General features: G+C 63.6%; 28 protein-coding genes. 18 read left to right on the top strand and 10 right to left on the bottom strand.

Translation table 11 applies throughout. The features are described from left to right. Nucleotide 1 precedes the first annotated feature (1 nt). The 3 genes from QQL24_RS31280 to QQL24_RS31290 all read right to left on the bottom strand — a co-directional run bounded on the left by QQL24_RS31280 (nucleotide 2) and on the right by QQL24_RS31290 (nucleotide 3,555). Nucleotides 2-934 carry an ABC transporter permease gene (locus QQL24_RS31280; protein ID WP_284316210.1) on the bottom strand — a complete coding sequence of 311 codons (933 nt, stop codon included), beginning with the start codon at nucleotides 932-934 and terminating at the stop codon, nucleotides 2-4. Beyond that, nucleotides 924-1,943, bottom strand: a complete 1,020-nt coding sequence (locus QQL24_RS31285) for an ABC transporter permease subunit (protein ID WP_284316211.1) — start codon at nucleotides 1,941-1,943, stop codon at nucleotides 924-926. Before QQL24_RS31285 ends, QQL24_RS31280 begins: the two co-directional genes overlap by 11 nt. A 76-nt stretch (nucleotides 1,944-2,019) precedes the next feature. Next, entirely contained in the window at nucleotides 2,020-3,555 is a 1,536-nt protein-coding gene (locus QQL24_RS31290; RefSeq protein ID WP_284316212.1) for an ABC transporter substrate-binding protein, read from the bottom strand. Here QQL24_RS31290 and QQL24_RS31295 point away from each other — a divergent pair. Next, nucleotides 3,554-3,823: a hypothetical protein gene (locus QQL24_RS31295; RefSeq protein ID WP_284316213.1), complete on the top strand. Its 270-nt coding sequence runs from the start codon at nucleotides 3,554-3,556 to the stop codon at nucleotides 3,821-3,823. The genes QQL24_RS31290 and QQL24_RS31295 overlap by 2 nt on opposite strands. Before the next feature lie 51 nt (nucleotides 3,824-3,874). On the opposite strand, the gene QQL24_RS31300 is transcribed toward QQL24_RS31295, so the two are convergent. The 4 genes from QQL24_RS31300 to QQL24_RS31315 all read right to left on the bottom strand — a co-directional run bounded on the left by QQL24_RS31300 (nucleotide 3,875) and on the right by QQL24_RS31315 (nucleotide 7,934). Beyond that, nucleotides 3,875-4,201, bottom strand: coding sequence for a DUF2853 family protein (locus QQL24_RS31300; RefSeq protein ID WP_284316302.1), 327 nt, complete (start codon nucleotides 4,199-4,201; stop codon nucleotides 3,875-3,877). 161 nt (nucleotides 4,202-4,362) lie between these two features. After that, nucleotides 4,363-5,304, bottom strand: coding sequence for a glutathione synthase (gshB, locus tag QQL24_RS31305; RefSeq protein ID WP_284316214.1), 942 nt, complete (start codon nucleotides 5,302-5,304; stop codon nucleotides 4,363-4,365). 51 nt (nucleotides 5,305-5,355) lie between these two features. After that, complete coding sequence (locus tag QQL24_RS31310; RefSeq protein WP_284316215.1) at nucleotides 5,356-6,561, bottom strand: multidrug effflux MFS transporter; 1,206 nt, start codon at nucleotides 6,559-6,561, stop codon at nucleotides 5,356-5,358. Nucleotides 6,562-6,692: 131 nt separating this feature from the next. After that, on the bottom strand, nucleotides 6,693-7,934 hold the full coding sequence (locus tag QQL24_RS31315) for a serpin family protein (protein ID WP_284316216.1): 1,242 nt from the start codon (nucleotides 7,932-7,934) through the stop codon (nucleotides 6,693-6,695). 296 nt (nucleotides 7,935-8,230) lie between these two features. Here QQL24_RS31315 and hisB point away from each other — a divergent pair, with 296 nt between their 5' ends. The 16 genes from hisB to QQL24_RS31395 all read left to right on the top strand — a co-directional run bounded on the left by hisB (nucleotide 8,231) and on the right by QQL24_RS31395 (nucleotide 21,512). Then, complete coding sequence (gene hisB, locus QQL24_RS31320; protein WP_284316217.1) at nucleotides 8,231-8,824, top strand: imidazoleglycerol-phosphate dehydratase HisB; 594 nt, start codon at nucleotides 8,231-8,233, stop codon at nucleotides 8,822-8,824. Between the two features lie 4 nt (nucleotides 8,825-8,828). Beyond that, complete coding sequence (locus QQL24_RS31325) at nucleotides 8,829-9,329, top strand: DUF2628 domain-containing protein (RefSeq protein ID WP_284316218.1); 501 nt, start codon at nucleotides 8,829-8,831, stop codon at nucleotides 9,327-9,329. Beyond that, nucleotides 9,326-9,976, top strand: coding sequence for an imidazole glycerol phosphate synthase subunit HisH (hisH, locus tag QQL24_RS31330; protein WP_284316219.1), 651 nt, complete (start codon nucleotides 9,326-9,328; stop codon nucleotides 9,974-9,976). The genes QQL24_RS31325 and hisH overlap by 4 nt, the downstream gene beginning before the upstream one ends. After that, nucleotides 9,964-10,704, top strand: a complete 741-nt coding sequence (gene hisA, locus QQL24_RS31335) for a 1-(5-phosphoribosyl)-5-[(5-phosphoribosylamino)methylideneamino]imidazole-4-carboxamide isomerase (protein ID WP_284316220.1) — start codon at nucleotides 9,964-9,966, stop codon at nucleotides 10,702-10,704. The genes hisH and hisA overlap by 13 nt, the downstream gene beginning before the upstream one ends. 225 nt (nucleotides 10,705-10,929) lie before the next feature. Then, nucleotides 10,930-11,727 carry an imidazole glycerol phosphate synthase subunit HisF gene (gene hisF, locus QQL24_RS31340; protein WP_284316221.1) on the top strand — a complete coding sequence of 266 codons (798 nt, stop codon included), beginning with the start codon at nucleotides 10,930-10,932 and terminating at the stop codon, nucleotides 11,725-11,727. Further along, nucleotides 11,724-12,041 (top strand): phosphoribosyl-ATP diphosphatase, encoded by a 318-nt coding sequence (locus tag QQL24_RS31345; RefSeq protein ID WP_284316222.1) that lies wholly within the window; start codon nucleotides 11,724-11,726, stop codon nucleotides 12,039-12,041. Before hisF ends, QQL24_RS31345 begins: the two co-directional genes overlap by 4 nt. Nucleotides 12,042-12,090: 49 nt before the next feature. Further along, entirely contained in the window at nucleotides 12,091-13,044 is a 954-nt protein-coding gene (gene coaA / locus QQL24_RS31350) for a type I pantothenate kinase (RefSeq protein ID WP_284316223.1), read from the top strand. Between the two features lie 128 nt (nucleotides 13,045-13,172). Next, complete coding sequence (locus QQL24_RS31355) at nucleotides 13,173-14,042, top strand: phosphatase PAP2 family protein (protein WP_284316224.1); 870 nt, start codon at nucleotides 13,173-13,175, stop codon at nucleotides 14,040-14,042. A 141-nt stretch (nucleotides 14,043-14,183) separates the two neighbouring features. Continuing rightward, nucleotides 14,184-15,413 (top strand): argininosuccinate synthase, encoded by a 1,230-nt coding sequence (locus QQL24_RS31360; protein WP_284316225.1) that lies wholly within the window; start codon nucleotides 14,184-14,186, stop codon nucleotides 15,411-15,413. A 364-nt stretch (nucleotides 15,414-15,777) separates the two neighbouring features. Then, a complete protein-coding gene (locus QQL24_RS31365) occupies nucleotides 15,778-16,683 on the top strand; it encodes a substrate-binding domain-containing protein (protein ID WP_431310782.1) in 906 nt (301 codons plus the stop codon). An 86-nt stretch (nucleotides 16,684-16,769) separates the two neighbouring features. Next, nucleotides 16,770-17,756, top strand: a complete 987-nt coding sequence (locus QQL24_RS31370) for an ABC transporter permease (protein WP_284316227.1) — start codon at nucleotides 16,770-16,772, stop codon at nucleotides 17,754-17,756. A gap of 4 nt (nucleotides 17,757-17,760) precedes the next feature. After that, complete coding sequence (locus tag QQL24_RS31375; protein ID WP_284316228.1) at nucleotides 17,761-18,522, top strand: ATP-binding cassette domain-containing protein; 762 nt, start codon at nucleotides 17,761-17,763, stop codon at nucleotides 18,520-18,522. Between the two features lie 74 nt (nucleotides 18,523-18,596). Further along, on the top strand, nucleotides 18,597-19,235 hold the full coding sequence (locus QQL24_RS31380; protein WP_284316229.1) for a DUF433 domain-containing protein: 639 nt from the start codon (nucleotides 18,597-18,599) through the stop codon (nucleotides 19,233-19,235). 30 nt (nucleotides 19,236-19,265) lie between these two features. Beyond that, nucleotides 19,266-19,664 carry a type II toxin-antitoxin system VapC family toxin gene (locus QQL24_RS31385; protein ID WP_284316230.1) on the top strand — a complete coding sequence of 133 codons (399 nt, stop codon included), beginning with the start codon at nucleotides 19,266-19,268 and terminating at the stop codon, nucleotides 19,662-19,664. Between the two features lie 48 nt (nucleotides 19,665-19,712). Next, entirely contained in the window at nucleotides 19,713-20,468 is a 756-nt protein-coding gene (locus QQL24_RS31390; RefSeq protein ID WP_284316231.1) for an HAD-IIB family hydrolase, read from the top strand. A 288-nt stretch (nucleotides 20,469-20,756) separates the two neighbouring features. Further along, nucleotides 20,757-21,512, top strand: a complete 756-nt coding sequence (locus QQL24_RS31395; RefSeq protein WP_284316232.1) for an SDR family oxidoreductase — start codon at nucleotides 20,757-20,759, stop codon at nucleotides 21,510-21,512. Nucleotides 21,513-21,619: 107 nt separating this feature from the next. On the opposite strand, the gene QQL24_RS31400 is transcribed toward QQL24_RS31395, so the two are convergent. From QQL24_RS31400 to QQL24_RS31410, 3 genes are all read right to left on the bottom strand, one after another. After that, complete coding sequence (locus tag QQL24_RS31400; protein ID WP_284316233.1) at nucleotides 21,620-23,305, bottom strand: tetratricopeptide repeat protein; 1,686 nt, start codon at nucleotides 23,303-23,305, stop codon at nucleotides 21,620-21,622. A gap of 154 nt (nucleotides 23,306-23,459) precedes the next feature. Continuing rightward, entirely contained in the window at nucleotides 23,460-24,005 is a 546-nt protein-coding gene (locus QQL24_RS31405; protein ID WP_284316234.1) for a cupin domain-containing protein, read from the bottom strand. 12 nt (nucleotides 24,006-24,017) lie between these two features. Beyond that, the gene (locus QQL24_RS31410; protein ID WP_284316235.1) at nucleotides 24,018-24,950 is read right to left on the bottom strand and encodes an NADP-dependent oxidoreductase; all 933 of its coding nucleotides are present in this window, start codon (nucleotides 24,948-24,950) and stop codon (nucleotides 24,018-24,020) included. A 113-nt stretch (nucleotides 24,951-25,063) separates the two neighbouring features. On the opposite strand from QQL24_RS31410, the gene QQL24_RS31415 reads away from it, so the two are divergent. Then, nucleotides 25,064-25,969 carry a LysR family transcriptional regulator gene (locus tag QQL24_RS31415; RefSeq protein WP_284316236.1) on the top strand — a complete coding sequence of 302 codons (906 nt, stop codon included), beginning with the start codon at nucleotides 25,064-25,066 and terminating at the stop codon, nucleotides 25,967-25,969. Nucleotides 25,970-25,980 lie beyond the last annotated feature (11 nt).

The following is a 25,980-nucleotide window of genomic DNA, read 5'->3' on the forward strand; positions in this document are numbered from 1 at the left end:
GTCAGGACCTCTTCAGCTTGGGATCGAGGGCATCACGCAGCCCGTCGCCGAACAGATTGATCGCCACCACGGTGACGAGGATGCAGACACCGGGCGAGATGGCGAGCCAGGGCGCGCTCTGGATCTCCTGGCGCACATCGGAGAGCATGGCGCCCCATTCCGGAGTCGGCGGCTGCGCGCCCATGCCGAGGAAGCCCAGGGCCGCCGCTTGCAGGATGGCGTCGGACACGCCGAGCGTGGCCTGCACGATCAGCGGCGCCATGCAATTGGGCAGGACGGTGCGGAACAGCAGCCGCAGCGGCCTGACGCCGACGACCTTGGCCGCCATGACATAGTCCTTCGACAATTCCGCCAGCGCGGCGGCCCTGACGATGCGGACATAACGGGGCAGGAAGACGATGGTGATGGCGGCCACGGTCGGGCCCAGCCCCGGCTCGAGGATGGCGACGACCACCATGGACAGCACGAGGTCGGGGATGGACATGATCATGTCCATCAGCCGCATCAGGGCGAAATCGAACCACCCGCCGAGATAGGCCGCAAGCAGCCCCAGCACGGAACCGATCACCATCGAGACCATCATCACCGTGAGGCCGATGCCGAGCGAGTAGCGGGCGCCATAGATCAGGCGTGAGAGCACGTCGCGGCCGCCGGTCTTGTCGGTGCCGAGGATGAAGTCCCAGCTGCCGCCCTCCACCCAGGCGGGCGGTTGGCCGATATGGCCGGGATGGCCGGCATCGGGCCAGCCGGCTGCATTGTAGGGGGCGTAGGGCGCCAGGACATCGGCGAAGATGGCGACCAGCACGATCAGGACGAGGACCACAAGGCCGGCCACGGCGCCCTTGTTCTGCTTGAGGGCGTGCCAGATCTCGCCAGGACCGGAGAGAGGCTGGCCGGTGACGACCACCGCCGTGACTTGCGTATCAGCGGCCATGGCGAATCCTCGGATTGATGACGCCATAGAGCAGGTCGACGCCCAGATTGATGAAGGTGACCATGATCGCGATGATCAGAATGCCGCCCTGCAGCGCCGGATAGTCGCGGCGGGAGAAGGAATCGATCAGCCACTTGCCGACGCCGGGCCAGGAGAACACGGTCTCGGTCTGCACCGCGCCGGCGAACAGCGAGCCGATCATCAGACCGATCACCGTGATGATGGGGATCATGGCATTGCGCAGCGCGTGCAGGCCGATGACCCGGGCGGGCGACAGGCCTTTGGCGCGCGCCGTGCGCACATAGTCCTCATTGAGCACTTCCAGCATGGCGGAGCGCGTGATGCGGGTGATCACCGCGAGCGGGATGGTGCCGAGCACGATGGCGGGCAGGATGAGATGCGACAGAGCCGACTGGAAGGCCCCGTCCTGGCCAGACCAGAAACTGTCCCAGAGCATGAAATTGGTGCTGCTGTCGGGATCGAAGAAGTAGCTGATGTCATCGATGCGCCCGCCGACCGGCGTCAGGTTCAGCTTGAGCGAGACGACCAGGATGAGCAGGATGCCCCACCAGAAGATCGGCATGGAATTGCCGAACACCGCGAGGGTCGTGGCAAGGTAATCGGGGACCTTGCCGCGCTGCAGCGCTGCCAGAATGCCAAGCGGAATACCGATGCCCACGGCAAAGATCATTGCCGCGACCGACAATTCGAAGGTCGCCGGGAAAAGGGTGAAGAACTCGCTCAGTACCGGCCTCTGCGTCACGATCGACGTGCCGAAATTGCCGTGCAGCAATTGCCAGATGTAATGGCCGAACTGGACGATGACAGGCTGGTCGAGGCCAAGCTGGTGCCGAAACTCCGCCAGGCGTTCGGGTGAAATGCCTCGTTCGCCGACGCGGACTTCGACTGGATCGCCGGGGACCATCCGGATGGCAAAGAACGCCAGGGCGATCAATGCGATGAAGGTGGGAATGGTCATAGCGACGCGCTTGAGCAGGAAGGTCAGCATGGGCGCTCGCGGATCAGAACAAAAAATACAAAAAGGCTGCCGAGCTTGCAAAAGCCCGGCAGCCTTGAGCGGAGGATTACTTCAGGTCGGTCTCGTGGAACTCGGCGCGGCCGAGCGGCGACACCTTGTAGCCTACGACATTGCTGCGCGTGACATTGAAGACCAAGGAATGCGCGACGTTCAGGTAGGGCACCTCGTCATGGGTGATCTGCTGCATCTGCTGATAGATCTTGACGCGCTCGGCGTTGTCGAAGCTGGCGCGGCCCTTCTCGAGGAGGTCGTTATAGTCCTTGTTGCACCAGCGCGGATAGTTCTGGCTCACGGGTTTGCCGGAACTGTCGCAAGCGAACAGGAAGAAGAAGTTGTCCGGATCGCCATTGTCGCCGGTCCAGCCCATCTGCGGCAGGGTCGCCTCGCCATTCTGGAGACGCTTGCGGTAATCGCCCCACTCATAGGTGACGAGCTTGGCATTGATGCCGACCTTGGCCAGGTCCGCCTGCATCAACTCGCCCATGCGCTTGCCATTGGGGTTGTAGGGGCGGGAGACCGGCATATACCACAGGTCCACATCGATCGGCGTCTTCACACCGGCGTCCGCCAGCATCTTCTTGGCCTTTTCCGGATCGTAGGGATAGGCTTGAATCTTGTCGTTGTAGCCGAGCATGAAGCTGGGGATCAGCGTGGTGGCCGGCGTTCCGCTGCCTTCATAGACGCCATCGACGAGCGCCTTCTGGTTGATGGCCATGGCCACTGCCAGGCGAACGTCCTTCTTGTCGAAGGGAGGCTTGGCATTGTTGAACGACCAGTACATGTCGTTCATGCCTTCCAGCGTCAGAAGATCCAGGTCCTTGTCGTCCTTGATCGCCTTGATGTCGGACGGGTTCAGATAGTTGCCGACCTGGCATTCGTTCTTCTGCAGCTTGGCATAGCGCGTGGAGGCATCGGGCGTGATCGCGAAGACCAGATTATCAAGCTTGACCTTGCCGCCCCAATAATCCGGGAAGGCCTTGTAGCGGATGACCGCGTCCTTCTGATAGGCCACGAACTGGAAGGGGCCCGTACCAACCGGCTCCTGGTCGAATTTCTCGGGTGTGCCGGCCTTCAGGAGATAATCGGCATATTCAGCCGACTGGATGGTCGCGAAATCCATGCCGAGATTGGCCAGCATCGGCGCGTTCGGCTTGCTCAGCGTGAACTTCACCGTATAGTCGTCGACCTTGTCGATCGACTTCAGGAAATCGGGCATGCCCATGTCGCTGAAGTAGTCGTAGGAGCCGCCGGAAACCTTGTGATAGGGGTTGTCGTCCTTCCACTGGCGGTTGAACGAGAACAGCACGTCGTCGGCATTGAAGTCGCGCGTCGGCTTGAAGCCCTTCCAGGATTGCCACTTCACGCCCTTGCGCAGATGGAAGGTGATTTCCGTGCCGTCCGCGGAGACATCCCATTTCTCGGCGAGGCCGGGACGTAGCTTGGTGGTGCCGGGCTCGAATTCCACCAGCTGATTGTAGACGGGGCGCGCCGCGTCAAAGGAGGTGCCGGTGGTATTCAGCGCCGGGGTAAAATTCTCCGGGCTGCCTTCCGAGCAATAAACGAGCGTCTTGGGAGCGGCCATGGCCGTCGAGCCTAAAAGCGCGGCAAAGCCAGCGGCGAGAAGGCCAGTCTTCAGCAGTTTTGACATCTGTTCCCCACTTCATATGCGGCGTGCTGTCCGCTTCGAGGCGTCAGCCGGCGCCAAACGGGCGGTTGCGCCCTGTTCGGCTCATGGAAGCCTTTTTATGCGCGATCGGCAATGGGAATCTGACGAATTGGTGGCGTTTGTAATTTTTGTACCAAAAATTGAAGACAAAAAACCCCACGGCATCACCGCAGGGTTTTTGTAAGCAATAAAGTATCATGGTGCCGCACTCAGGAGACCCCGGCGGCCTTCACCATCAAGCGGGCTTCACGAAAAGATCGAGCTTCTTGTAATGCTCGGCAAGCAGATAGTAGACAGTAACGCGGGACTTGGAATGGTCTGCCTTCATCTTCTCGACGACGGCTGAAACAGCTGCGTCAAGCTTGCTGTCGGCGTCGGTAAGAGCGAGCTTCTTCTTGAGGAAATTGTCGCGCACACGGGCGAGCTCGGCCGCATCCGAACCGGCGACGAGCGAGGAATCGCGGTTGCGCAGGGCAATACCCAGATGTTTCACAATGCCGGCGGCGGCAGCTTCGTTTACGCTGGACGTGTATTTCTTGATATCGGCCACATAGGTTGCCAGGTCAGCCATCGGCTTACAATCCTCCCAAATCACAATCCATCAGACGCAGTTGTTCGAAGATCGAAACAAGCAATGAATATAAGGACATGAAATCCGGGCCTGCGCTACCGCTATCTGCAACTTTCCTTACGTAAAGTTGCTCTCCGGCGTTGCAAAATTGCTCATGGGCGTTTGGATTCGATCGCATCCCAGATCTGCGCCGCAAGGTCGGGACCGCCGAGCCGCTTGATGATGCGAAGGCCTGTCGGAGATGTAACGTTGATTTCGGTAAGATGACCGTCAATCACGTCGATTCCGGTGAAGAGCAGGCCCTTTTCACGCAAGGTGGGACCGATTCGCTCACAGATCTCGAGCTCGCGCTTCGACAGATCCGTTGGCCTGGCCGCACCGCCCCGCACCATGTTGGAGCGAATGTCGCCGGGCTGGGGCACGCGGTTGACGGCGCCGGCGGCCACGCCGTCGACCAGGATGATGCGCTTGTCGCCCTCCATCACCTTCGGCAGGAAATGCTGCACCACCCAGGGCTCGCGCGAGAGCGAGGCGAAGAGATCGAAGAGCGAGCCGAAATTGGGATCCTCCCGGGAGACCTTGAACACCGCCACGCCGCCGTTGCCGTAAAGCGGCTTCATGACGATGTCGCCATGCTCGGCGCGGAAGGCCTCGATCTCGGCCCTGTCGCGGGTGATCAGGGTTGCCGGCATCAGGTCCGGGAATTCGGTGACGAGGATCTTCTCCGGCGCGTTGCGCACATGGAAGGGGTCGTTCACCACCAGCGTCCTGGGGTGGATGCGCTCCAGCATATGGGTGGTGGTGACATAGGCCATGTCGAAGGGCGGGTCCTGGCGCAGGAGCACCACGTCGAAGCTGGTGAGATCGGTGCGCGCAGCCTCGCCCGACTTGACATGATCGCCCTCGACGTCCTGCACGCTCACTGGCTTCACCAAGGCGGAGATGGCGCCGTCCTTCTGCGACAGCGTATCGGGCGTATAGACGGACAGGGAGAAGCCGCGCGCCTGCGCCTCCAGCATGAGGGCAAAGGTGGAATCGCCCCTGATATTGATGCGCTCGATCGGATCCATCTGCACGGCAACATTGAGCTTCATCGGGCAATTTCCTTGAATGCTGGGAGGGGAAGAACTGAGCGTAGATAGCGGTCAGGAGCGGGCTGGAACAGACGCCCGGCGCGCCGGGCCGGAAAAAAGAAAGACCATGAGCGCGCATAGGCCCGTCGCGGCGACGGCGATGGGCAAAGGCAGGGCGCTGGTGCCGAGGAAATGGCCGACGGCGGCGCCGATCAGAGCGCCACCCAGCATCTGGGTGAAGCCGCAGAAGGAGGAGGCGCTGCCCGCTCTGTTCGGGAAGGGCATCAGCGCCCCGGCCATCGCCTGCGGCATCACCAGACCGACCCCGAAGAGATAGAGCATCATCGGCACCACGATCTCGGCCGGATGGCCACTGCCGAGGAGAACGCAGGCCAGCATGACCAGGCCGCCGGCGGCAAGACAGACGACGCCCGCCGCGATGGTCCTGTCGATGCCGACGCGCGGCACCAGGCGCTGAGCGGTGAGCGTGCCGGCGATATAGCCGACCACGCCGATGGCGAAGGCGAGGCCGAAAGCAACCTCGCTGAGATGGTAGATGCCCTGCAGTACGAAGCTCGAGCCGGAGATGTAGGCAAACAGGCCCCCATAGGCTAGGGCCATCATGGCGAGATAAGCGAGGAAGCCGCGGTTGTCGGTCAGGGCGGCAAAGCCCTTGAAGATGCTCCAAAGCGAGATCGGTGCTGGATTGCGCGTCTTTGCGGTCTCCGGGAGCTTCTGCGAAATCACGATGCCGCCGAAAATGCCGCAGGCCGCCGCAATGGCGAAATGGGCGGGCCAGCCGAGGAAGCGCTGCACATAGCCGCCTAGGACCGGGGCCGCGGCAGGCACCAAGCCCATGATCGTGCCCATCAGAGCCAGTTCCCGCGCCGCCTTCGGTCCCTCATAGAGGTCGCGTACGACCGCGCGCGCGAGCACGATGGGCCCGGCCGCACCGAGCGCCTGCAGGAAGCGGGCCGTGATCAGCAGTTCGATGCTGGGTGCGATCATGCACAGCAGGCTGGCGACGATGAACAGGCACAGCCCTCCGAGCAGCAGCGGCTTGCGGCCATATTTGTCGGAGAACGGGCCGTAGAAGATCTGCCCCATGGCAAAGCCGAGCAGGAAGGCTGAAAGGGTGAGCTGAACCCGCGCCATATCGGCCCCGAGGGAGAGGCCGATGGCCGGCAGCGAGGGCAGGTACATGTCGGTGGAGAGCGGGCCGAGTGCCGTCATCAAGGCCAGCAGCGCCGTCAGGGCGAAGGTATTGGGGCGCAGCATCCGGGAAACCGCATCGGGAGGGGACGGGTTTCATACGGCATAGATGCACGCTGGGGAAGGTGAATAGCGCGACGCGAAAGCCTCCCCCAGCTTCGTGGGGGAGGCTGCCCGCGCCCTGTTTGGTGACGCGCCTACTGCGCCTTGGCGGCATCCCCGATATAGCCGGCCATCAGTACCTGCCCGCTGGTCTCGTCCCTGAGGGCGAACAGGAAAGGCTTGTCGGCGACGAAGCTGAAGGTGGCTGGCATCGCCAGGCTGCGCGACGTGACCGCTGTGGCGGCGGCGGCCTCCGTGCCTTTCTCGTCGACCGTGATGACCACTTTCTGGATGATCTTGTCGATCTTCTGCGGCGTGGTCAGGAAGCCGCTGAGCGCATCGGGTGCGCGCACGGCCGGATCGAGGCCGAGCTTGTCGAGGCTGCCGCGCAGGTCCGCGCCTGCCTTGATCGACAGGCGGGGCAGCGACACCGTGCCCTCGCTCTCGGCAAAACCCTCGCCCGTCAGCCAGGAGGCAGCGGGCGCGAAGTCGGCAAGCGCCGCCGGCTTGTCCTTGGTGGTGAGGAGCAGGAGGTCGTAGCCCTTGGTCTGGTAGGGCAAGGCGACGGCGATGAAGCGATCGTCCTGGCGGGCAAGCCAGTGGCCCGAGCCGCTCTGCATCATCGCCACCTTGGCATCACCGCCCTTGATGCGATGGAAATCCATCTGGGTGGTCTGGGCGGGATCGAAGGCCGTGCGCCAGTCGTCCTTGAAGTGCAGGGCGTTAAGCACGACGAGCCCGCCCTTGCGCAGCGGCTCGTCGATCAGCGTCGGAATGAGACCCTTGGTGCGATCCTTCACCAGCGCATTGATGTCATCAATCGTCTTGGCATCGCTGAGATCGCGAACATCGGCCTGCACGCCTGCCTGCTTGAGCTCATCCAGAGCCGCCGGCTTCGGGCCGCCGCGCGGATCGAAATAGACCGCGCTGATGCCGGTGAGCGGGCCATCGGCCTTGCTGCCGTCGATCAACGGCACGAGGGAGGCACGCAGCGACTTGAGATCACCGCTATCGCCAACGGTGTCGAGACGCAGGGTCTTGACCAAGGCGGCATGGAATTTCGGGCTGGCGCCGAGATCGAGCACGGCGAGGGCGGCGGTCAGGCTGGCCGGCGAAACCACCGGATTGGGGTCGTTCCCCTTGCCCTTGCCGAGCTGGCTGAGCAAGTCGAAGCCGAGGCGCGCCGAGGCCTGCGCAGCGGTGGCAATCGGCGCGATCGGCGCCGGCTTGGCCTTGGAGGCGGCCTCGGCCTTCTGCAGCCCCCATGGCAGCAACGCCAGCAAACTCAACGTCACCACTGCCCGTCTGGACACCCGTTGCCCTGCAAGCCAGCCCATACCTGTTCTCCTCGGCGGGCACACCGGCCCCTCTGCCACCCCTGATAGCGATCATGCCATGAACGCGCTGTACCGTGGAGCACAATTCTACGGCGCGGGCTTTTCCCGGGTGCAGGGCATCTTGCCCGTTCTTGACCCGCCAAGCCTTTAGGAAAGGAAAGAACGGCAAGATGCCCGTGCACCCGGACAAGACCTTCTTAACCTGAGTTCGCAGCCTTGCGGCGGTGCACAATCACCTTTCCCCAGCCCGTCCGCCTCGCTATAAGGCCCCCTTCACTCGCCTGTTGAGGTCAGCCATGCGCAGCGCGTCGATCGAGCGCGTCACCAACGAAACCTCCGTCTCCGTTTCCGTCGCCCTCGACGGCACGGGCAAGCACGATGTCGCCACCGGTGTCGGCTTCTTCGACCATATGCTGGACCAGTTGGCGCGCCATTCGCTGATCGACATCACCGTGCGCACCAAGGGCGATCTGCACATCGACGACCATCATGCCGTTGAAGACACCGGCATCGCGCTCGGCCAGGCCATCCGCAAGGCGCTCGGTGATCTAAAGGGCGTGACGCGCTATGCCGATGCTTATCTGCCAATGGACGAGACGCTGTCACGCTGCGCCATCGATATCTCCGGCCGCCCCTTCCTGGTGTTCAAGGTCGAGTTCCCGCGCGAGAAGATCGGCACTTTCGACACCGAGCTGGTGCGCGAGTGGTTCCAGGCCTTCGCCATGAATGCCGGCATCACCCTGCATATCGAGAATCTCTACGGCGCCAATGCCCACCATATCGCCGAAAGCTGCTTCAAGGCGCTGGCCCGTGCGCTGCGCGGCGCTATCGCGATCGATCCGCGCATGGCGGGCGAACTGCCCACCACCAAGGGTAAGTTGGGAGGCTAGGGCCGTGGCCAGTTGGTATGTTTTCGAGCCGCCGGAGACCCTCCCCGACACAATGGAGGCCGCCGGCAAGGCGCTCTTCATCAAGGACGGCTTCAGCATCGGCGCCCTCCTGCTCGGCCCGTTCTGGTTGCTGTGGCGGCGGATGTGGCTGGTCTTCCTGTTCTGGCTGGTGGCGGAAATCGCGCTGCTGCTGATCGCGCGGGCGCTCCATTTCGACGAGCGCTTGGCCAGCCTCGTCTCGCTGCTGTTCAGCCTCTGCGTCTCGCTGGAGGCCAATGCGCTGAGGGCCTGGACCCTGCGCCGCAAGGGCTGGCGTTTCCTGGGGCTGGCCGTCGGCCACAGCCTCGTGGAAGCCGAGCAGCGCCATTTCGCCGAGCGCACCCTCGTCGAGCCGCCCAAGCCGGTGCCGCCGGCAAGGCCCCAGCATCCCGGTCCGACGCGGCCGCATGAGGGGCACAACGGCGTGCTCGGCGTTTTCCCGGACGCACAGGGAAGCCGGCCGTGATCGCTGCTATCATCGACTACGGGTCGGGTAATCTCCACTCGGCCCAGAAGGCCTTCGAGCGCGCCGCTGCCGACGCCGGCCTCGCCGCGACGATCCACGTCACCGACGATCCGGCGCTGGTCGCCAGGGCCGATCACATCGTCCTGCCCGGTGTGGGCGCCTATGCCGACTGCAAGCGCGGCCTCTCCTCGGTTACCGGCATGATCGACGCCCTCAACGAGGCGGTGATCGGCAAGGGCCGCCCTTTCCTCGGCATCTGCGTCGGCATGCAGTTGATGGCCGAGCGCGGCCTCGAATTCGAGGTGACCGAGGGGCTCGGCTGGATTGCGGGCGACGTCAAGGCGATCGAACCCGAGGATGCCGCCTTCAAGGTGCCGCATATGGGCTGGAACACGCTGGCCCTCTCGCGTGACCACCTGCTGTTGCGGGGTATCCCAACTGGCCCTTCGGGCCTGCATGCCTATTTCGTCCATTCCTACCACCTCGCGGCTCGCGATCCCGGCAGCGTGATCGCCCAAGCCGATTATGGCGGCCCGGTCACCGCCATGGTCGGCCGCGCCAATATGGTGGGTACCCAGTTTCATCCCGAGAAGAGCCAGGCGCTTGGCCTCGCTTTGATCGCCAATTTTCTCCGGTGGCGCCCGTGATTCTCTTTCCCGCAATCGATCTGAAGGAGGGGCGCTGCGTGCGCCTGATCCAGGGCGACATGGCGCAGGCCACCGTCTTCAACGACGACCCGGCCGAGCAGGCCATCGCCTTCGAGGATATGGGCTTCACCGATCTCCATGTCGTCGATCTCGACGGGGCCTTTGCCGGCAAGCCGATGAATTCGGCCGCCGTCGAGCGCATCCTTGCCGCCTCCGCCATGCGCACCCAGCTCGGTGGCGGCATTCGCGACATGGCCACGGTCTCCGGCTGGCTCGACAAGGGCATTGCGCGGGTGATCATCGGCACCGCGGCGGTGCGCGATCCCGCCTTCGTGAAGGCGGCGGCCAAGGCATTCCCCGGCAAGATCGCCGTCGGCCTCGACGCCCGTGACGGCCTCGTCGCCGTCGAGGGCTGGGCCGAGGTCTCCACCGTCACGGCCGAGGAGATCGCCAAACGCTTCGAGGACGCCGGTGTCGCCGCGATCATCTATACCAACATCGCCCGCGATGGCATGCTCAAGGGCATCGACTGGGAGGGCACGCTGGCGCTGGCCCGGGCCATTTCGATCCCGGTGATCGCCTCCGGCGGCCTTGCCTCCATCGCCGACATCGAGCGCATGACCCAGCCCGACGCCGCCCTGCTCGAAGGCGCCATCGCCGGGCGTGCCCTCTACGACCACCGCCTCGATCCGCATGAGGCGCTGGCGCTGCTGAAAAGGGCGGCGTGATGGGGACGGGATGTCATCCCGTGCGCATCGCATCGCGAAGCGGTGCGGTGCAGACACGGGACCGCTGTCAGAATAGGGCGCTCCTCTCATCTTAAGGTCCCGGATCTGCGGCGCGTCACTACGTGCCGCATCGCGTCCGGGATGACATCCCCTCGTGATTTTCCGCAACAATTCTGTCATGGTGCGGCGCAACAGCCTCCGGCGGCCCCGCGTTCGGTTCAAGTCATGCTCAAAGCGCGTGTAATTCCCTGTCTCGACGTCAAGGACGGCCGTGTCGTCAAGGGCGTGAATTTTGTCGACCTGCGTGATGCCGGCGATCCCGTCGAAAGCGCCCGCGCCTATGACGCGGCCGGCGCCGATGAGCTCTGCTTCCTCGACATCGCCGCCACCCATGAAAAGCGCGGCATCCTGCTCGATGTCGTGCAGCGCACGGCCGAGGCCTGCTTCATGCCGCTGACGGTGGGTGGGGGCGTGCGCACGGTCGACGACATCCGCCAGTTGTTGCTCGCCGGAGCCGACAAGGTCTCGATCAATTCCGCCGCCGTGGCCGACCGGCAATTCGTCGCCCGCGCTGCCGAGAAGTTCGGCCAGCAATGCATCGTCGTCGCCATCGATGCCAAGAAGGTCTCGCCCCCAGGGATGGACGACCGCTGGGAGATCTTCACCCATGGCGGGCGCAAGGAGACCGGCATCGATGCCGTTCAGTTCGCCCGCGAGGTCGTGGTGCTGGGCGCCGGTGAATTGCTGCTCACCTCGATGGACCGCGACGGCACCAAGGCCGGCTTCGACCTCGCCCTCACCCGCACCATCGCCGACCATGTCAGCGTGCCCGTGATCGCCTCTGGGGGCGTCGGTACGCTCGAACATCTGGTCGAGGGTGTGCGTGACGGCCATGCCAGCGCCGTGCTGGCGGCCTCGATCTTCCATTTCGGCACCTTCTCCATCCGCGAGGCCAAGACCTACATGGCCCATGCCGGCCTGCCGATGCGGCTCGACGGCCTCGAACCGGGACTGGCGGCATGAGCTTTTCCCTGGCCGATCTCGAAGCGCGCGTCGCCGAGCGGGCCAAGGCCCCGCCCGAACAATCGTGGACCGCCAGGCTTCTGGCGGGCGGGCCGTCCCGCGCCGCCAAGAAGTTCGGCGAGGAGGCGGTGGAGCTGGTGATCGCCCTCGCCGAGGGTGAGAAGGAACCTATCGTCGCCGAGGCCGCCGACGTGCTCTACCACCTGCTGGTGGGGCTTCGTTCACGCGACGTCACCCTCGACGAGGTCATGCTGGAGCTCGAACGGCGCACCGGGCTTTCAGGCCTTGCCGAAAAGGCGGCAAGGCCCAGATGACAGCGGTGAGCAAGTGACGGTGGCGTTCAGTCAGGGACAAGCATTCACAATGGATCAGCTCGTGAAGTCGACCGTGTCCCCCTATTCCGTCTTCTCGCGCGGCGAATGGGCCAAGCTGCGCGCCGACACGCCGATGACACTTACCGGCGCCGAGCTCGACCGCCTGCGCGCCCTCAACGACCCGGTCTCGCTGGTAGAGGTCGAGGAAATCTACCTGCCGCTGTCGCGCCTGCTCTCGCTCTATGTCGCAGCGACGCAGGGCCTGCACCGCGCCACCCGGAACTTCCTCGGCACGCATGAGAGCAAGGTGCCCTATCTCATCGGCGTCGCCGGCTCGGTGGCGGTCGGCAAATCGACCACCGCCCGCGTGCTCCGGCAATTGCTGACGCGCTGGCCGAACACGCCCAAGGTCGACCTCATCACCACCGACGGCTTCCTTTTCCCCAATGCCTTCCTGCGCGAGAACGGGCTGATGGAGCGCAAGGGCTTTCCGGAGAGCTACGACACCCAGCGCCTCCTGCGTTTCCTCGCCGACATCAAGGCCGGCCAGGCCAAGGTGACCGCGCCTGTCTACTCCCATCTCGTCTATGACGTGGTGCCCGGCGAGATCGTCACGGTGGACCTGCCCGACATTCTCATCGTCGAGGGCCTCAACGTGCTGCAACCCGCCCGCCTGCCGCGCGACGGCAAGGCCATCCCCTTCGTCTCCGACTTCTTCGACTTCGCCATCTATCTCGACGCCGAGGAGGCGCTGCTCAGGCGCTGGTATGTCGAGCGCTTCATGACGCTGCGCGAAACGGCCTTCCGCAACCCCCTGTCCTTCTTCCGCAAATATGCCGACCTCACCGAGGCGGAAGCCCTTGAAACGGCGCTCGGCCTGTGGGGCCGCATCAACCAGCCCAATCTGATCGAGAACATCCTGCCCACCCGCCCGCGCGCCGACCTGATCCTGCGCAAGGGCAACAGCCATGGGATTGAGCAGGTGTCGCTCAGGAAGCTCTGAGCGGCACGCGACCTGTGATTCACATCAAAACGGCACAAAACCGTAACACCGCCGCCATATAGCGCAGACACTTGAACGCCAGCGCCGGTCCACTCTCCGGTACGCCACGCAGGTTGGAAGGTACCGGAATGAAGAGTTCGCGTTGTCTCTTGCCGATCGCCGGCCTCCTGGTTGGCACCGGCCTGCTCTTCGGCCTCTTCCCCTCGCTCGACCTCGACATCTCCCAGCGCTTCGGCGCCACCGGCTTCCCGCTCAAGGCGAACACGCTGGCCATAGCACTGCGCCAGACCGGCCAGTGGCTGCCGTTGATCGTCTTCCTCGCCTGCCTCGCCGCCCTGCTCGGGCCTCTTGCCAATCCGCGCTGGCGCAACGGCTTCGACGCCCGAAATCTCGCTGCCATCCTCCTCACCTTCACGCTCGGGCCCGGCCTCCTCATCAATGTGGGGCTCAAGGACCATTGGCACCGCCCTCGTCCGATCCAGGTGAGCGAATTCGGCGGCGCCAGCTCGTTCAAGCCCTGGTGGGATACCTCGGGCGCCTGCCAGCTCAATTGCTCGTTCGCTTCCGGCGAAGTTGCCGCCGCCACCGCCGCCGTCGGCGTGGTCACTCTGATACCGTCCGCCTATGCGGGGGCGGCCTTGGTGCTGGGCGTCATCCTCACACTGATCGTCGCCTATCTGCGCCTCGCCTTTGGCGGACATTTCCTCTCCGACATCGTCTTCGCGGCCCTGCTGACGCAGTTCGTCGCTTGCGCGCTGACGACGCTGTTCCACAGCCAGCGCTGGCGCTATGGCTGCGAAGGCGTGCTGGAACAGGACATCAGGCTGCTCGCCTTCCGCCTGCACGCGCAACTGCCCTGGCTGCGGCACCAGCCGCACTGGCTGGTGCGCTCCGCCCATCTCGCCCTCGGCAAGCCGGCCTTCTCGCCGACGCTCGGCAGCGTCACAGTGATCGGCTGGGAGCGGGCCGACGACCACGCCGGTGTTTACGGGCGCTGACGCCTTGGAATTGTCAGAACGAGGCACGGGGAGGCTCCCCCACGCCTTGTTCTGCGAGGCATATTTCCCCCGCCAACCCTTGTCTTGCCGCGCCTTCTGGCTATAGTCGCGCGCGATTTTCCCCTACGCTAAGGCCCCTCGATGTCCAAATCTGTCAAGAAGGTGGTGCTTGCCTATTCCGGCGGCCTCGACACCTCGATCATCCTGAAATGGCTGCAGACCACCTACAAGTGCGAAGTCGTCACCTTCACGGCCGATCTCGGCCAGGGCGAGGAGCTGGAGCCGGCCCGCCAGAAGGCGCTGCTGCTCGGCATCAAGCCGGAAAATATCTTCATCGAGGACCTGCGCGAGGAATTCGTGCGCGACTACGTCTTCCCGATGTTCCGCGCCAATGCCCAATATGAAGGCGTCTACCTGCTTGGCACCTCGATCGCTCGCCCGCTGATCGCCAAGAAGCAGATCGAGATCGCCGAGAAGACCGGCGCCGACGCCGTCTGCCATGGCGCCACCGGCAAGGGCAACGACCAGGTGCGCTTCGAGCTCGGCTATTATGCCCTGAAACCAGACGTCACCATCATAGCCCCCTGGCGCGAATGGGACCTGCGCTCGCGCGAGGCCCTGATCAAGTTCGCCGAGGAGAACCAGATCCCGATCGCCAAGGACAAGCGCGGCGAGGCGCCCTTCTCCGTCGACGCCAATTTGCTGCACTGCTCCTCCGAGGGCAAGGTGCTGGAGGATCCGGCGGTCGAAGTGCCCGATTATGTCTATTCGCGCACCGTCGACCCCGAGAAGGCGCCAGATACCCCCACCGTCATCACCATCGATTTCGAGAAGGGAGATGCCGTCGCGATCGACGGCGTGAAGATGAGCCCGGCCACCCTGCTGGCCAAGCTCAACGAGCTCGGCCGCATCAACGGCGTCGGCCGCCTCGATCTCGTCGAGAACCGTTATGTCGGCATGAAGTCGCGTGGCATGTATGAGACGCCAGGCGGCACCATCCTGCTGCCGGCCCATCGTGCCATCGAGAGCATCACGCTCGACCGCGGCGCGGCTCATCTCAAGGATGAGCTGATGCCCAAATATGCCGAGCTCATCTATAACGGCTTCTGGTTCTCGCCCGAGCGCGAGATGCTGCAGGCCCTGATCGACAAGAGCCAGGAAGCGGTGACGGGTTCGGTGCGCCTCAAGCTCTACAAGGGCGGCGTGCATGTGATCGGCCGCGAGAGCCCCTATTCGCTCTACAGCCAGGACCTCGTCACCTTTGAGGAAGGCGCCGTCGCCTACGACCACCGCGACGCCGCCGGCTTCATCAAGCTCAATGCGCTCCGCTTGCGCACCCTGGGCAGCCGCAAGCGCAAGCTGGGCGTGTAAGACATTATCGAAGGCGACAGACGACGCTCGATCCGACAATGAAAGCCCTTTCCGGCCACCGGAAAGGGCTTTTTGCTATCCAAATGATCAATATGATCAAGAATAGGTCAACATGGGACAATGCGACTGACCTAATCATAATGCAACGCAAAACTTAATTGTGCACTGCACTAGATACCAGCGACCAATAAGACAGTCACAATATTTGGAGGTTACGAGTCTGGTACTCCTTTCACTCGAAAGTACCAATTGAAAACTTGTCTGAGGATTGCGATAGTCCGCCTCGTTGGTCACATGGTGATCGGAACACGAGCAAGGCAATCCCATGATCAGGAAACTCGTCCTGCTATTCACTGGCGCCGTGATGGCGCTGGCGGCGACGCTCTCGGTAGCGCAGGCCGCGCCCAAGACCTATTATTGGATCTCGCATGGCGGACCGGCCGACCCGGTCTGGACCTACTTCCTCGCCGGCGCCAAGCAATGGGCGGCCGACACGGGCAACACCGTCAACACCTCCTTCCACTCCAACGACGTCGCCTCGCAGCAGGAGGCCGTGCGTGCCGCCATCGCAGCCGGGGCTGACGGCATCGTCACCACCAGCCCGGATCCCGGGAGCCTGGGCAAGATCGTCGCGGAAGCCCACGCCAAGAAGATCCCGGTGATCAACTTCAACACGCCCGATCCGGCGGCCGGCTTCGACGCCTATGTCGGCGGCGACAATGTGAAGTTCGGCGCCGCCTGGGCCCAATATCTCGTCGACAAAAAGCTGGTGAAATCGGGGGACTTCGTCTGGATGCCGGTGGAAGTGCCGGGCGCCACCTATGGCGTGCAGGAAGAACAGGGCATTTCCAGCGTCTTCAAGCCGCTGAACATCACCTGGGAAATCACCGAAACCACGCTCGACCAGGCTGAAGTGATCAGCCGCATGGCGGACTACCTCACCGCCAACAAGGCAAAGATCAAGGCCATCATCTGCCTGGGCGACCTGGCCGATGGCAGCATCAAGCGGGTGTTCGACCAGGTCGGCGTCAAGCCGGGCGAGATTCCGGTAGTCGGCTGGGGCAATTCGCTCGATACTACCCAGGAAGTTCTCAAGGGCTACGTGAACGCCGCCCAATGGCAGGATCCGCAGGCGACGAGCTACATCGCCCTCTCCATGGCGTCCATGGCCGCGAGCGGCATCCGCCCCGGTTTCAACGTCATCACCGGCGCGCTCTACGAGAAGGATGCCGCCCAGATCTATGACGACATCCTCAGCGGCAAGAAATAATCTCCTGAGGGGCGCTCCTCGCAAAGGGGAGCGCCCTTTTCATTGATATTGTGTCTTTTGTCTCGTCCCTTGGCCTAGGATATCACGTGGAACAGCGTTCATTGCTCCAGCGAGCGATAGCTCGCCCCGAATTCGGGCCCTTCGTGCTCCTCATTCTCGAACTTATCGTTTTCACTTCCATCAATCACGACTTCCTGTCGGCCGACAATATCAGCAACATCCTGGCTTTTACCGTCGAGCTCGGCCTGATTGCCCTGGCCATGACTCTGCTGATGACCTCGGGTGAATTCGATCTGTCCGTCGGCTCGCTGTTCGGCTTCTCGCCGGTGCTGATGTGGACATTGTACAACAGCGGCGCCACCTCGTTTGGCGTCGCCTTCGTGATCGCCCTGGCGGTTGCAGCCCTGATCGGCCTCGTCAACGGGCTGTTCGTCACCCAGTTAAAGATCCCCTCCTTCCTCGTGACCCTGGGCATGCTGCTGGTGGTGCGCGGCACCGCCCTCTTCGTCACCAACGGCTTCCCCCAGCGCACCTGGAACGCCGGCGACCTGCCGCTGGCCAATATCCTGGTCGGCACCTTCTATGTCGGAAGTTTCAGGGTCTACATGTCCCTGCTCTGGTTCGCCGCCGTGGCGATCGTGCTCGGCTATGTCCTGACCCAGACCAAGGCCGGCAACTGGATCCAGGCCTCCGGAGGCAACCCCAATGCGGCGCGGGCGCGCGGCGTCAATGTCAACAGAACCAAGATCTATCTGTTCATGCTGTGCGCCGTGCTGGCGACGCTGGCCGGCATCATCTCCTCGATCCGCACCTCTTCGGCCAATCCCAATTCCGGCACCGGCTATGAGCTCGAGGTGATCGCCATGGTGGTGATCGGCGGCACGGCGCTGACGGGCGGGCGCGGCACCATCATCGGCACCGTGCTCGGCATCTTCATCCTGCGCGTGATGCGCAACGGCATCGTGCTGATCGGCGTGCCGGGCCTCGCCTACAACATCTTCATCGGCGCCATCATCCTTGGCATGATGGCCCTGCATTCATGGCTGGACCGCCGGCATCAGGAGGGGACATAAGCCCATGACCACAAACTCCGCCGACGAACTCATCCGCATGCAGAACATCGCCAAGTCCTATGGTCGCATTCGCGCCATCGAGGACGTGACGCTGACAGTGGCCACGAGCGAGATCGTCGGCCTGCTTGGCGACAACGGCGCCGGCAAATCGACCTTGATCAAGATCCTCTCGGGCGCGGTGCCTGCCACCTCCGGCGACATCTTCATTCGCGGCCAGAAGGTGAATATACGCTCCACCGTCGACGCCATCGCTAACGGCATCGAGACGATCTACCAGGACTCGGCCCTGGTGCCGCAGCTCTCGATCGCGCGCAACCTCTTCCTCGGCCGCGAGCCGCTCCGAGGCCCACGCTTCCTCAATCGCATGGACAAGGACAAGATGGACGAGGTGGCCCGCACCCTGCTCCGGCAGGTCGGCATCACCAAGAACATCGCGCCGACGACGCCGATCAGTTCCCTTTCGGGCGGCGAGCGCCAGGCGGTGGCGATCGCCAGAGCCATGCATTTCGACAGCGACCTCATCATCCTGGACGAGCCCACCAACAATCTCGGCGTGGCCGAGACGCAGGGCGTGCTGAACTTCGTGCGCAACGCCCGCAATTCCGGCCATTCCTGCATCTTCATCGCCCACAACATCCACCACGTCTTCCAGGTCGTCGACCGCATCGTGGTGATGCGCCGCGGCCGCGTGGTGGCCGATGACATCGATCCGAAGAAGACGAGCGTGGAAGAGGTGGAGCGGGTGATCACGGGGATGGATCACTAAGGGAGTTATCATCATGGAAGTCATTGCGGGAGAATCAATTCATCCCTATATTGGGATGAATTAGGATTGCTGTTATGACGCTCGCGCAGACACTGACGCTTCGAGAGGCGGGCTACGTGCTCGATCGCTCGACCGTAACCATCAACAAGGCCGTGGACTCCGGTATCATCCGGGCGCGGCAGCGCAAGGTCGGCAAGGCTGTTCAGCGGCTGTTCGGCCCGGCAGAACTGCGCTTCCTGCGCCTCTCCGACGAGCTTGAGAAGGACCTGACCCCGGCAGGCCGGCGCCGCCTCTATGAAGCGATCCGCAGGATCCCGATGGATACGCATCGCATCACCCTTGGAAAACTTGTCCTGGATCTTGGTCCGATCGACAGGGATCTCGAACAGCGCCTGCAGCGGCTGGATAACATCCGCAAATGGGTGGAGCACCCCCAAGGCCAGGTCGAAGCGGTCGTTACCGGAACGGATATTCCGGCTCACCTCATCGCGGCACTGGCGCGCGGGCAATCCATCGCCGAAATAGTCGAGGATTATCCGGCCTTGAAGGAGGAGCAGGTCGAGGCTGCGGTCGAATATGCCAAGGCCTATCCAAAACGGGGACGGCCTTATCCTGCCCGCAGCCTGAAGCGCATGCTGGTCGATCTTGCCGAGATTGGCGCGTTCGATGAGAGCGACACCCCCGTCGACACCATGCCGCGCGAGATCCCGTGACGGCCTATTTGTTGGACGCGAATGTCCTGCGTGAACTCCCACAGCCAGGGCCATGCCAATGTCCGTCGCTGGATCTCGACCGTCCCCGACGCGGACCTGCGCTTGAGCGCCGCCACGCTCTACGAGCAGCGTCGCGGTGCCGAAAGCCTCAGGCGTCGGGATCCGGATCGTGCTTCGCGCATTCTCACCGGCATAGAAGCACTGGAGAAGAGCTATGCGAGCCGCGTCGTGCCGATCGACGCCGCCATCGTCGCTGAATGGACGAGATTGCTGGCCGGCTCGGCCAAGGATCGCTGGGACCTTGCGCTGGTAGCGACCGCCAAGGTCCATGATTTCACGATCGTTACCCGTAACATCAAGGATTTCCAGGATCGCGGTGCTCGCCTCCTGAATCCATTTCATGACCCGCCGCGCAAATTTGGTACCTGACAATCGCGCTGCAATCGGTAAAACAGGCTCGGAATATCGGGAGCCCTCATGAAGAAACTCGTCATTTTCGATCTCGACGGCACGCTGGCGCTGAGCAAGTCCGCCATCGATGCGGAGATGTCCACCTTGCTCGGCAAGCTGCTCGCTGTCGCTCAGGTGGCCGTGATCTCGGGCGGCGACTGGCCGCAATTCGAGAAGCAGTTCCTCTCGAACCTCGCGCAGGGCGACCAGTTCGACCGCCTGTATCTGCTGCCGACCTGCGGCACCAAATTTTTCAGCTACGACACGGGCCAGTGGAAACCCGTCTACCGCGAGGATCTCTCACCCGAGGACCGGCAGCGCATCATCGCGGCACTCGACGCGGCCTTTGAAGAATCGGGCTTCAAGCCGGAGCGCATCTGGGGCCAGCGCATCGAGGATCGCGGCAGCCAGATCACCATGTCGGCCCTTGGCCAGGAGGCCCCCCTCGACGCCAAGCATGCCTGGGATCCCGACTTCAAGAAGCGCACCATCCTCAAGGGCTATCTCGACAAGTCCCTGCCCGACTTCTCGGTGCGCATGGGCGGCGCCACCTCGATCGACGTCACCCGCCAGGGCATCGACAAGGCCTATGGCATCCATAAGCTGCGCGACCGCCTCGGCATTGCCATCGACGAGATGATCTTCGCCGGCGACGCGCTCTTCCCGGGCGGCAACGACTATGCGGCCAAGGAAGCCGGCGTCGACTCGATCCGCGTGCGCGATCCGGAGGAGACCAAGCGGGTGATCGAGACGATCGTCTCCTGCCTGGGTGGGGCGGTGTAAGGGCGCGACGCAAGCCTCCCCCACGAAGCTGGGGGAGGTGGCATTGCGGAGCAATGACGGAGGGGGTGTGGCCAGGATAGGGCGCATGAAATAGCCCCCTCATCTATGGTTCCTACGCCTCGTTCCGCCCACACCCCCTCCGAGCCGGCTGCGCCGGCCCACCTCCCCCAACTTCGTGGGGGAGGCTTCCCGCGCCCCTTTTTGCGGCGTCCAGCCCCTTCGCATCTTGTCTGACCTATCGGCAAAATGCTTCATTGCTTGAAAGCGTTGGGAATCAGGGAGAAGCGCATGTCGGGTCAAGGTAAGGTCGCCATCGTCACGGGCGCGGCGACGGGAATCGGCAAGGCAGTCGCCCTGGCGCTTCTGGAGAATGGCTGGTCGGTGGTGTTCACCGGGCGGCGCAAGGAGGTGCTCGAAGCGGCCATTGCCGAGAGCCCGAAGGCCTCGGCCGGCCGCGCCATTCCTTCCGACGTCACGGATCCCGCCTCCGTGGCCGCCCTGTTCGACGCCACCGTGGCGCAACTCGGCCGCGTCGATCTCGTCTTTAACAATGCAGGCACCAACGCGCAGGGCCTGCCGATCGAGGACCTGCCCTTCGAGCAGTGGAAGGCCGTTGTCGACACCAATATCACCGGCGTGTTCCTGTGCATCAAGGAAGCCTTCCGCGTAATGAAGGGCCAGACGCCGCGCGGCGGGCGCATCATCAACAACGGCTCGATCTCGGCGACCGCCCCGCGCCCCAATTCAGCGCCCTACACCGCCTCCAAGCACGCCGTGACCGGCCTGACCAAATCGTCCTCGCTGGACGGGCGCAAATATGACATCGCCTGCGGACAGATCGACATCGGCAACACGCTGACCCCGATGGCCTCGAGGATGCCGGGTGGCGTGCCCCAGGCCGACGGCTCGATCAAGCCCGAGCCCACCTTCGACGTGAAGCATGTCGCCGACGCCGTGCTCTACATGGCCGGCCTGCCGCTGGAAGCCAATGTGCAGTTCATGACGGTGATGGCGACGAAGATGCCGCTGGTCGGGCGGGGCTGAGAGCGACATGGCGTGAGACGCCTCGGCGCAGCAGGAAGAGGCACGGGAAGCCATCCCCGACTGCGGGGAAGGATTACGCGCCTCACGCGAACCGCACAGGCCTCCAATCAATGACAGCAGCATTGAGCCGGTTGCGCCCTCGTCCTGCACAGGCATGACGAGGTGATCGGCACATCCGCCTTCGCCAATGCTGCGGCGAGCTTGGCCTGCAGCGCCGGTAGCTCTTCGCTCTCCCCGCGCTGCTGCAGGCATTCCACCAGCCCGTGCAAGGCCCAGACATTGTCGGGATGCCGCGCGCAGCGCTGCACCGCCGGGCTCAAGCCGAGATCGTCGCGATAGACCTGCTCGGCCTCGGCATGATGGCCCTGGTCCAAAAGCAGCGCGGCCAGCGCATGGCGGGGCGGGTGCATCCAGGCCCAGGGCTCGGTGTAGGACAGGTTGTCGTCAAGCTCGACTGCCCGCCGCAAATGCACATAGGCTTCCTCGTGATGGCCCTTGTGAAAAGCGAGTTCACCAGCGAGCAGCGCAGCGCCGACGGCCAGGGAGGCCTGCGTCGGGTTGCTGAGGAAGCGCCTTTCAGGCGGGATGCCGGTGACGTGCCGCTGAAACTGCTCGTGCTGGCGCTCTGCGTTGGCGAAGTCGCGCAAGGTCGCATAGGCGACGCCTTTCGCGTAATGCTGCATGGCGGTCGTGACGACGTAAAGCTCGGGCGCGCCGATCATCGGTTCGTCGATGATGTCGTGCCAGCGGCCGAAGCGCACCAGCACATGCGATTTCATGGCATGGTAGCCCTCCACGGTCTGCGTGAATTTGGGCCGGTCTGGAAGGGCAACGACATCCCGCGTCACCAGGCTGCGCACCTTGTCGGCAGCCCACAGGGCCGGCTCCTGCTGACCCAGGAACATGCAGGTGAACATCATGAGATGGAGGTCGTGGCAGCAGCCGAGCAGGTAATAGGTCGGGTCATCGGCATAGCTAAGATATTTGTCGTTGGCGCGCACCGCCTTTTCGCTGGCAAACTTGGCTTTCTCGTACTCGCCGCACAGCACATAGATATGCCCGGGCATATGGTTCATGTGCCCGGCATCCGGGCACATCGTGCCGAGCCGGTCGGCCGAGCGCATGCCGCGTTCCGGCATGGTCGACATCTCCAGGAGATGGATGTGCAGATGCAGGATCGCCGGATGCTGCACCGTGCCGGCCGCATCGGCGAGGGCAATCGCGCGTTCGCACACCTCCAGCGCCTCCAGCACATCCGAATTCGGCGCCGGCTCGCCCGTCTTGAGATCCCACAGACGCCGCACCGTGCGCATCATCAGGGCTTCCACCAGGAGAGCCATCACATCGGCATCGTCGGGGAAGGCCGCGTAGACGCGCCGCATCGCGGCGGCGTAGTCATCGTCCCATTGCTGGAGTTCAGGCGCAGAAGCCCCGTACGGCCCCTGAAACCGGCACGCCAGCGCCTCGATCAATTGCCTCTCCACCTCGCTGGCCCCGGCGGCCTTGGCGCGGGCAAGCTGGACGTGATCGAAGCAGCGCCTGGTCGCCCGGTTCAGCTCGGCTTCGCCATGCTCCTTCCAGGTCAGGTTGTAGAAGGGCCCGCTGGCATAGGCGATGCCCCAATGCGCCATGGCGCAATCCGGGTCTGATACCAGCGCCTTCTCGAAGCACTTGATGCCCTCGTCATGGTTGAAGCCGTAGCACCAGTTGAGCCCGATATCGAACCAGCGCTGGCCTTCCGCCGACCGGGTGGAGATGGGACGGCTGTAAGTGCCGAGGTCGAAATGATCCATGCCCGCTTTTTCTCACGCAATTCCGCCACCGGCTCGATAACACACTGACGCCGATGCCTGCAGGATCTACACGGCCCGCCGCATTAAGCCAATCCGAGCACGCAAAGCTTCCGGCCAGTCGGGCCTTCGACCCATCAAATCGTGCCCCCTACCCTCAATGCGTCAGGAGTTCCGTGCGGTATCGGCCAGCCAGCGCTCCCGCTTTCGCCTGCCGTTCGGCGATGTCCGCCGGGCTGAGCGGTGGCGGAGGCGCGGTGCGGCTATCAACCGGATCGCCGATCGCCATGAAGAACTCGTCCAGCCCCGACGGCGTGCACATGCAGAGCATGCGGGCCGCCTTGTCCGAGATGTTTCTGAAGGAATGCGGGGCGTTCGCCGGTATGTTGACGCTCGATCCTGCGGCAATGGTGACGGTCTCGCCCCGGAATGTGAACGAGAGCTCGCCCTCCAGCAGCGTGAATAGTTCCTCGAAATCATGCCGGTGGGGCGGCGGCCCGCCACCGGGCGGCACATGCATGTCGATGAGGCAATAGCGGCTGCCCGTCTGCGCGCCACTCACCAGGATCGTGTAGGTGTCGCCGGCAACCGAGATGTGAGACAGCTCGGGCGCTACCGGATTGGCGATGGTGAGAGACCGCCTGAGATCGTCCGCCGGGATTGCCACGCCTTCATGCGCGCTCGTGTCTGGACTTTCGGTCATCCTGAGCTCCATTCAAAGGGTGAGATCGAGGGCGATCTTGCCTGGCGCGTGCCCTGTCCGGTTGCGCTCCAGCGCCGCCGCCAGGCCTGCATGATCGACCACCTCGGCGATGGCGGATTGCAGCCGACCCGATGCGACCATGCCGGCAATGGCGCTCAACTGTATGGCATCAGGCTTCATCATGAAAAACTGTCCCTTGCGCCCGGAGGAAATACGCCCTGCAATATCGAAGGCCGCCGTCGAGACGATGGCACCTCCATCGGAAAGCACAGACCAGGAGCGGTCCACCGCGTCCCCGCCGACGAGGTCGAGAACGAGATCGATATCCCCAGTGTGATCCTCGAAGCGTTCCGCATGCCGGTCGAAGACCCTATCGGCTCCGAGGTCGATAAGATAGTCGCGGCTGGAGCCTGAGGCCGTGGCCAAGACGGTTGCACCCGCTGCCTTGGCAAATTGCACGGCAAAACTGCCGACGCCGCCCGATGCACCGTGGATCAGAACGGCCTGGCCGGGCCGCAAGTCGCCCTCGGCCCGCAGAGCCTGCCAGGCGGTCAGGGCCGCGACCGGCAAAGCGGCCGCCTGAACGTCCGATAGTTCAGCGGGCGTCAGGCAAAGCTTCCCTTCGTCCACGGCGACAAAATCAGCGTAGGCTCCAAGACCGGCCAGCGGTCCCATGACCCGATCCCCAAGCTTGAAGCAGGTGGCGCCAGCACCCGTTGCCGTAACGATGCCGGCGAGTTCGATGCCCAGCGTTGCCGGCAGGGCGAGCGGGAAGGCGTCGCGAACGAAGCCTTCCCGGACTTTCCAGTCAAGTCCGTTCACGCCAGCCGCTTGCACCTGGACAAGAACCTGACCGGCTCCAGGCGCCGGGACGGGTACCGTATCGAAAGACATAACCTCCGGGCCGCCATACGCGTGAATCCGGTGCGCGCGATTGTCTTGCATGATCATTCTCCTCAAAGCGACGGTTCGGCTCGTCGTTGAGCAAGACATAGATCGTTGCGATTTGGAAACACAGGCGCTAAATCTGAGATAAACTGTCTCAAAATTGGATCGACATGAACCTCGAGGCCCTCAGCAATTTCAATCTCGTGGCCCTCCATGGCGGCTTCGGCAAAGCCAGCCGAGCCAGCGGGCGCTCGAAGGCGACCCTGTCGCGGCAGGTGATGGAACTGGAGGAGAGCCTCGGCGTCCGCCTGCTGGAACGGGGCTCGCATTCCCTGCGTCTCACGGAAGAAGGGGCTGCCTTGTTCCGGCGCACCGCTGGGCCGCTGAGTGAAATCACGGAGATCGGAAGGGAAGTCGGAGCGGGGATTGCACGGCCGAGCGGTCTACTGCGTATCAGCGCGCCGCTTCTGTTCTCCCATGTCGCTCTGGGCCGCCTTGCCGCGGACTACCGGCACGCTTTTCCGGATGTTCGGCTCGAGATCACCGCCGAGGACAGGTTCGTCGATCTCGTCGAGGACGGCTATGACCTGGTGATCCGCATCAATCCCCGCCCTAGCAGCGATCTGGTGGGACGATGCTTCCTGCGCGACCAGATGCTCGTGGTCGGCTCGCCAACCCTGGCTCGGCCCGCGCTGGTCGCGGCAGTCGGAACCGCCACGCGTGTTCCAGCCGCCGTTTTGACAACCATGGCGGAAGGAAGCGTATGGCAGATGGCCGATGAACTGGAAGGTCTCACCCTGATTCCCGACCCCGTTCTTCGCCTGTCGTCGATCCTCATGGTGCGCGATGCGGTTCGAGCAGGCGCAGGGGCGGGATTGCTGCCCCTCTCGATGATCGCAGACGATCTTGCGGCCGGGGTCCTGGTTTCCTGGGGAAGAGTGTCGCACAGGGGCGTCGAGGCCTGGATCCTTCATGCCTCCCGCCGGCTCGCCAGCAGCAAGGTCACGAGCTTCATCCAGTTTCTATGCGATGCTTTCCCGAACGGAGGCTGGCCGGACGGAGACCGCCGCACCTGAAGGCCTTCGGG

The organism is Labrys miyagiensis, from assembly GCF_030160835.1.
GTDB lineage: Bacteria > Pseudomonadota > Alphaproteobacteria > Rhizobiales > Labraceae > Labrys > Labrys miyagiensis.

Coding starts and splice junctions, on each gene's coding strand:
- QQL24_RS31280 (WP_284316210.1), bottom strand. CDS start 934: ATGGCCGCTGATACGCAAGTCACGGCGGTGGTCGTCACCGGCCAGCCT.
- QQL24_RS31285 (WP_284316211.1), bottom strand. CDS start 1,943: ATGCTGACCTTCCTGCTCAAGCGCGTCGCTATGACCATTCCCACCTTC.
- QQL24_RS31295 (WP_284316213.1), top strand. CDS start 3,554: ATGGCCGTCGAGCCTAAAAGCGCGGCAAAGCCAGCGGCGAGAAGGCCA.
- QQL24_RS31290 (WP_284316212.1), bottom strand. CDS start 3,555: ATGGCCGCTCCCAAGACGCTCGTTTATTGCTCGGAAGGCAGCCCGGAG.
- gshB (WP_284316214.1), bottom strand. CDS start 5,304: ATGAAGCTCAATGTTGCCGTGCAGATGGATCCGATCGAGCGCATCAAT.
- QQL24_RS31310 (WP_284316215.1), bottom strand. CDS start 6,561: ATGCTGCGCCCCAATACCTTCGCCCTGACGGCGCTGCTGGCCTTGATG.
- QQL24_RS31315 (WP_284316216.1), bottom strand. CDS start 7,934: ATGGGCTGGCTTGCAGGGCAACGGGTGTCCAGACGGGCAGTGGTGACG.
- hisB (WP_284316217.1), top strand. CDS start 8,231: ATGCGCAGCGCGTCGATCGAGCGCGTCACCAACGAAACCTCCGTCTCC.
- hisF (WP_284316221.1), top strand. CDS start 10,930: ATGCTCAAAGCGCGTGTAATTCCCTGTCTCGACGTCAAGGACGGCCGT.
- QQL24_RS31345 (WP_284316222.1), top strand. CDS start 11,724: ATGAGCTTTTCCCTGGCCGATCTCGAAGCGCGCGTCGCCGAGCGGGCC.
- coaA (WP_284316223.1), top strand. CDS start 12,091: ATGGATCAGCTCGTGAAGTCGACCGTGTCCCCCTATTCCGTCTTCTCG.
- QQL24_RS31355 (WP_284316224.1), top strand. CDS start 13,173: ATGAAGAGTTCGCGTTGTCTCTTGCCGATCGCCGGCCTCCTGGTTGGC.
- QQL24_RS31360 (WP_284316225.1), top strand. CDS start 14,184: ATGTCCAAATCTGTCAAGAAGGTGGTGCTTGCCTATTCCGGCGGCCTC.
- QQL24_RS31365 (WP_431310782.1), top strand. CDS start 15,778: ATGGCGCTGGCGGCGACGCTCTCGGTAGCGCAGGCCGCGCCCAAGACC.
- QQL24_RS31375 (WP_284316228.1), top strand. CDS start 17,761: ATGACCACAAACTCCGCCGACGAACTCATCCGCATGCAGAACATCGCC.
- QQL24_RS31380 (WP_284316229.1), top strand. CDS start 18,597: ATGACGCTCGCGCAGACACTGACGCTTCGAGAGGCGGGCTACGTGCTC.
- QQL24_RS31390 (WP_284316231.1), top strand. CDS start 19,713: ATGAAGAAACTCGTCATTTTCGATCTCGACGGCACGCTGGCGCTGAGC.
- QQL24_RS31395 (WP_284316232.1), top strand. CDS start 20,757: ATGTCGGGTCAAGGTAAGGTCGCCATCGTCACGGGCGCGGCGACGGGA.
- QQL24_RS31400 (WP_284316233.1), bottom strand. CDS start 23,305: ATGGATCATTTCGACCTCGGCACTTACAGCCGTCCCATCTCCACCCGG.
- QQL24_RS31405 (WP_284316234.1), bottom strand. CDS start 24,005: ATGACCGAAAGTCCAGACACGAGCGCGCATGAAGGCGTGGCAATCCCG.
- QQL24_RS31410 (WP_284316235.1), bottom strand. CDS start 24,950: ATGCAAGACAATCGCGCGCACCGGATTCACGCGTATGGCGGCCCGGAG.
- QQL24_RS31415 (WP_284316236.1), top strand. CDS start 25,064: ATGAACCTCGAGGCCCTCAGCAATTTCAATCTCGTGGCCCTCCATGGC.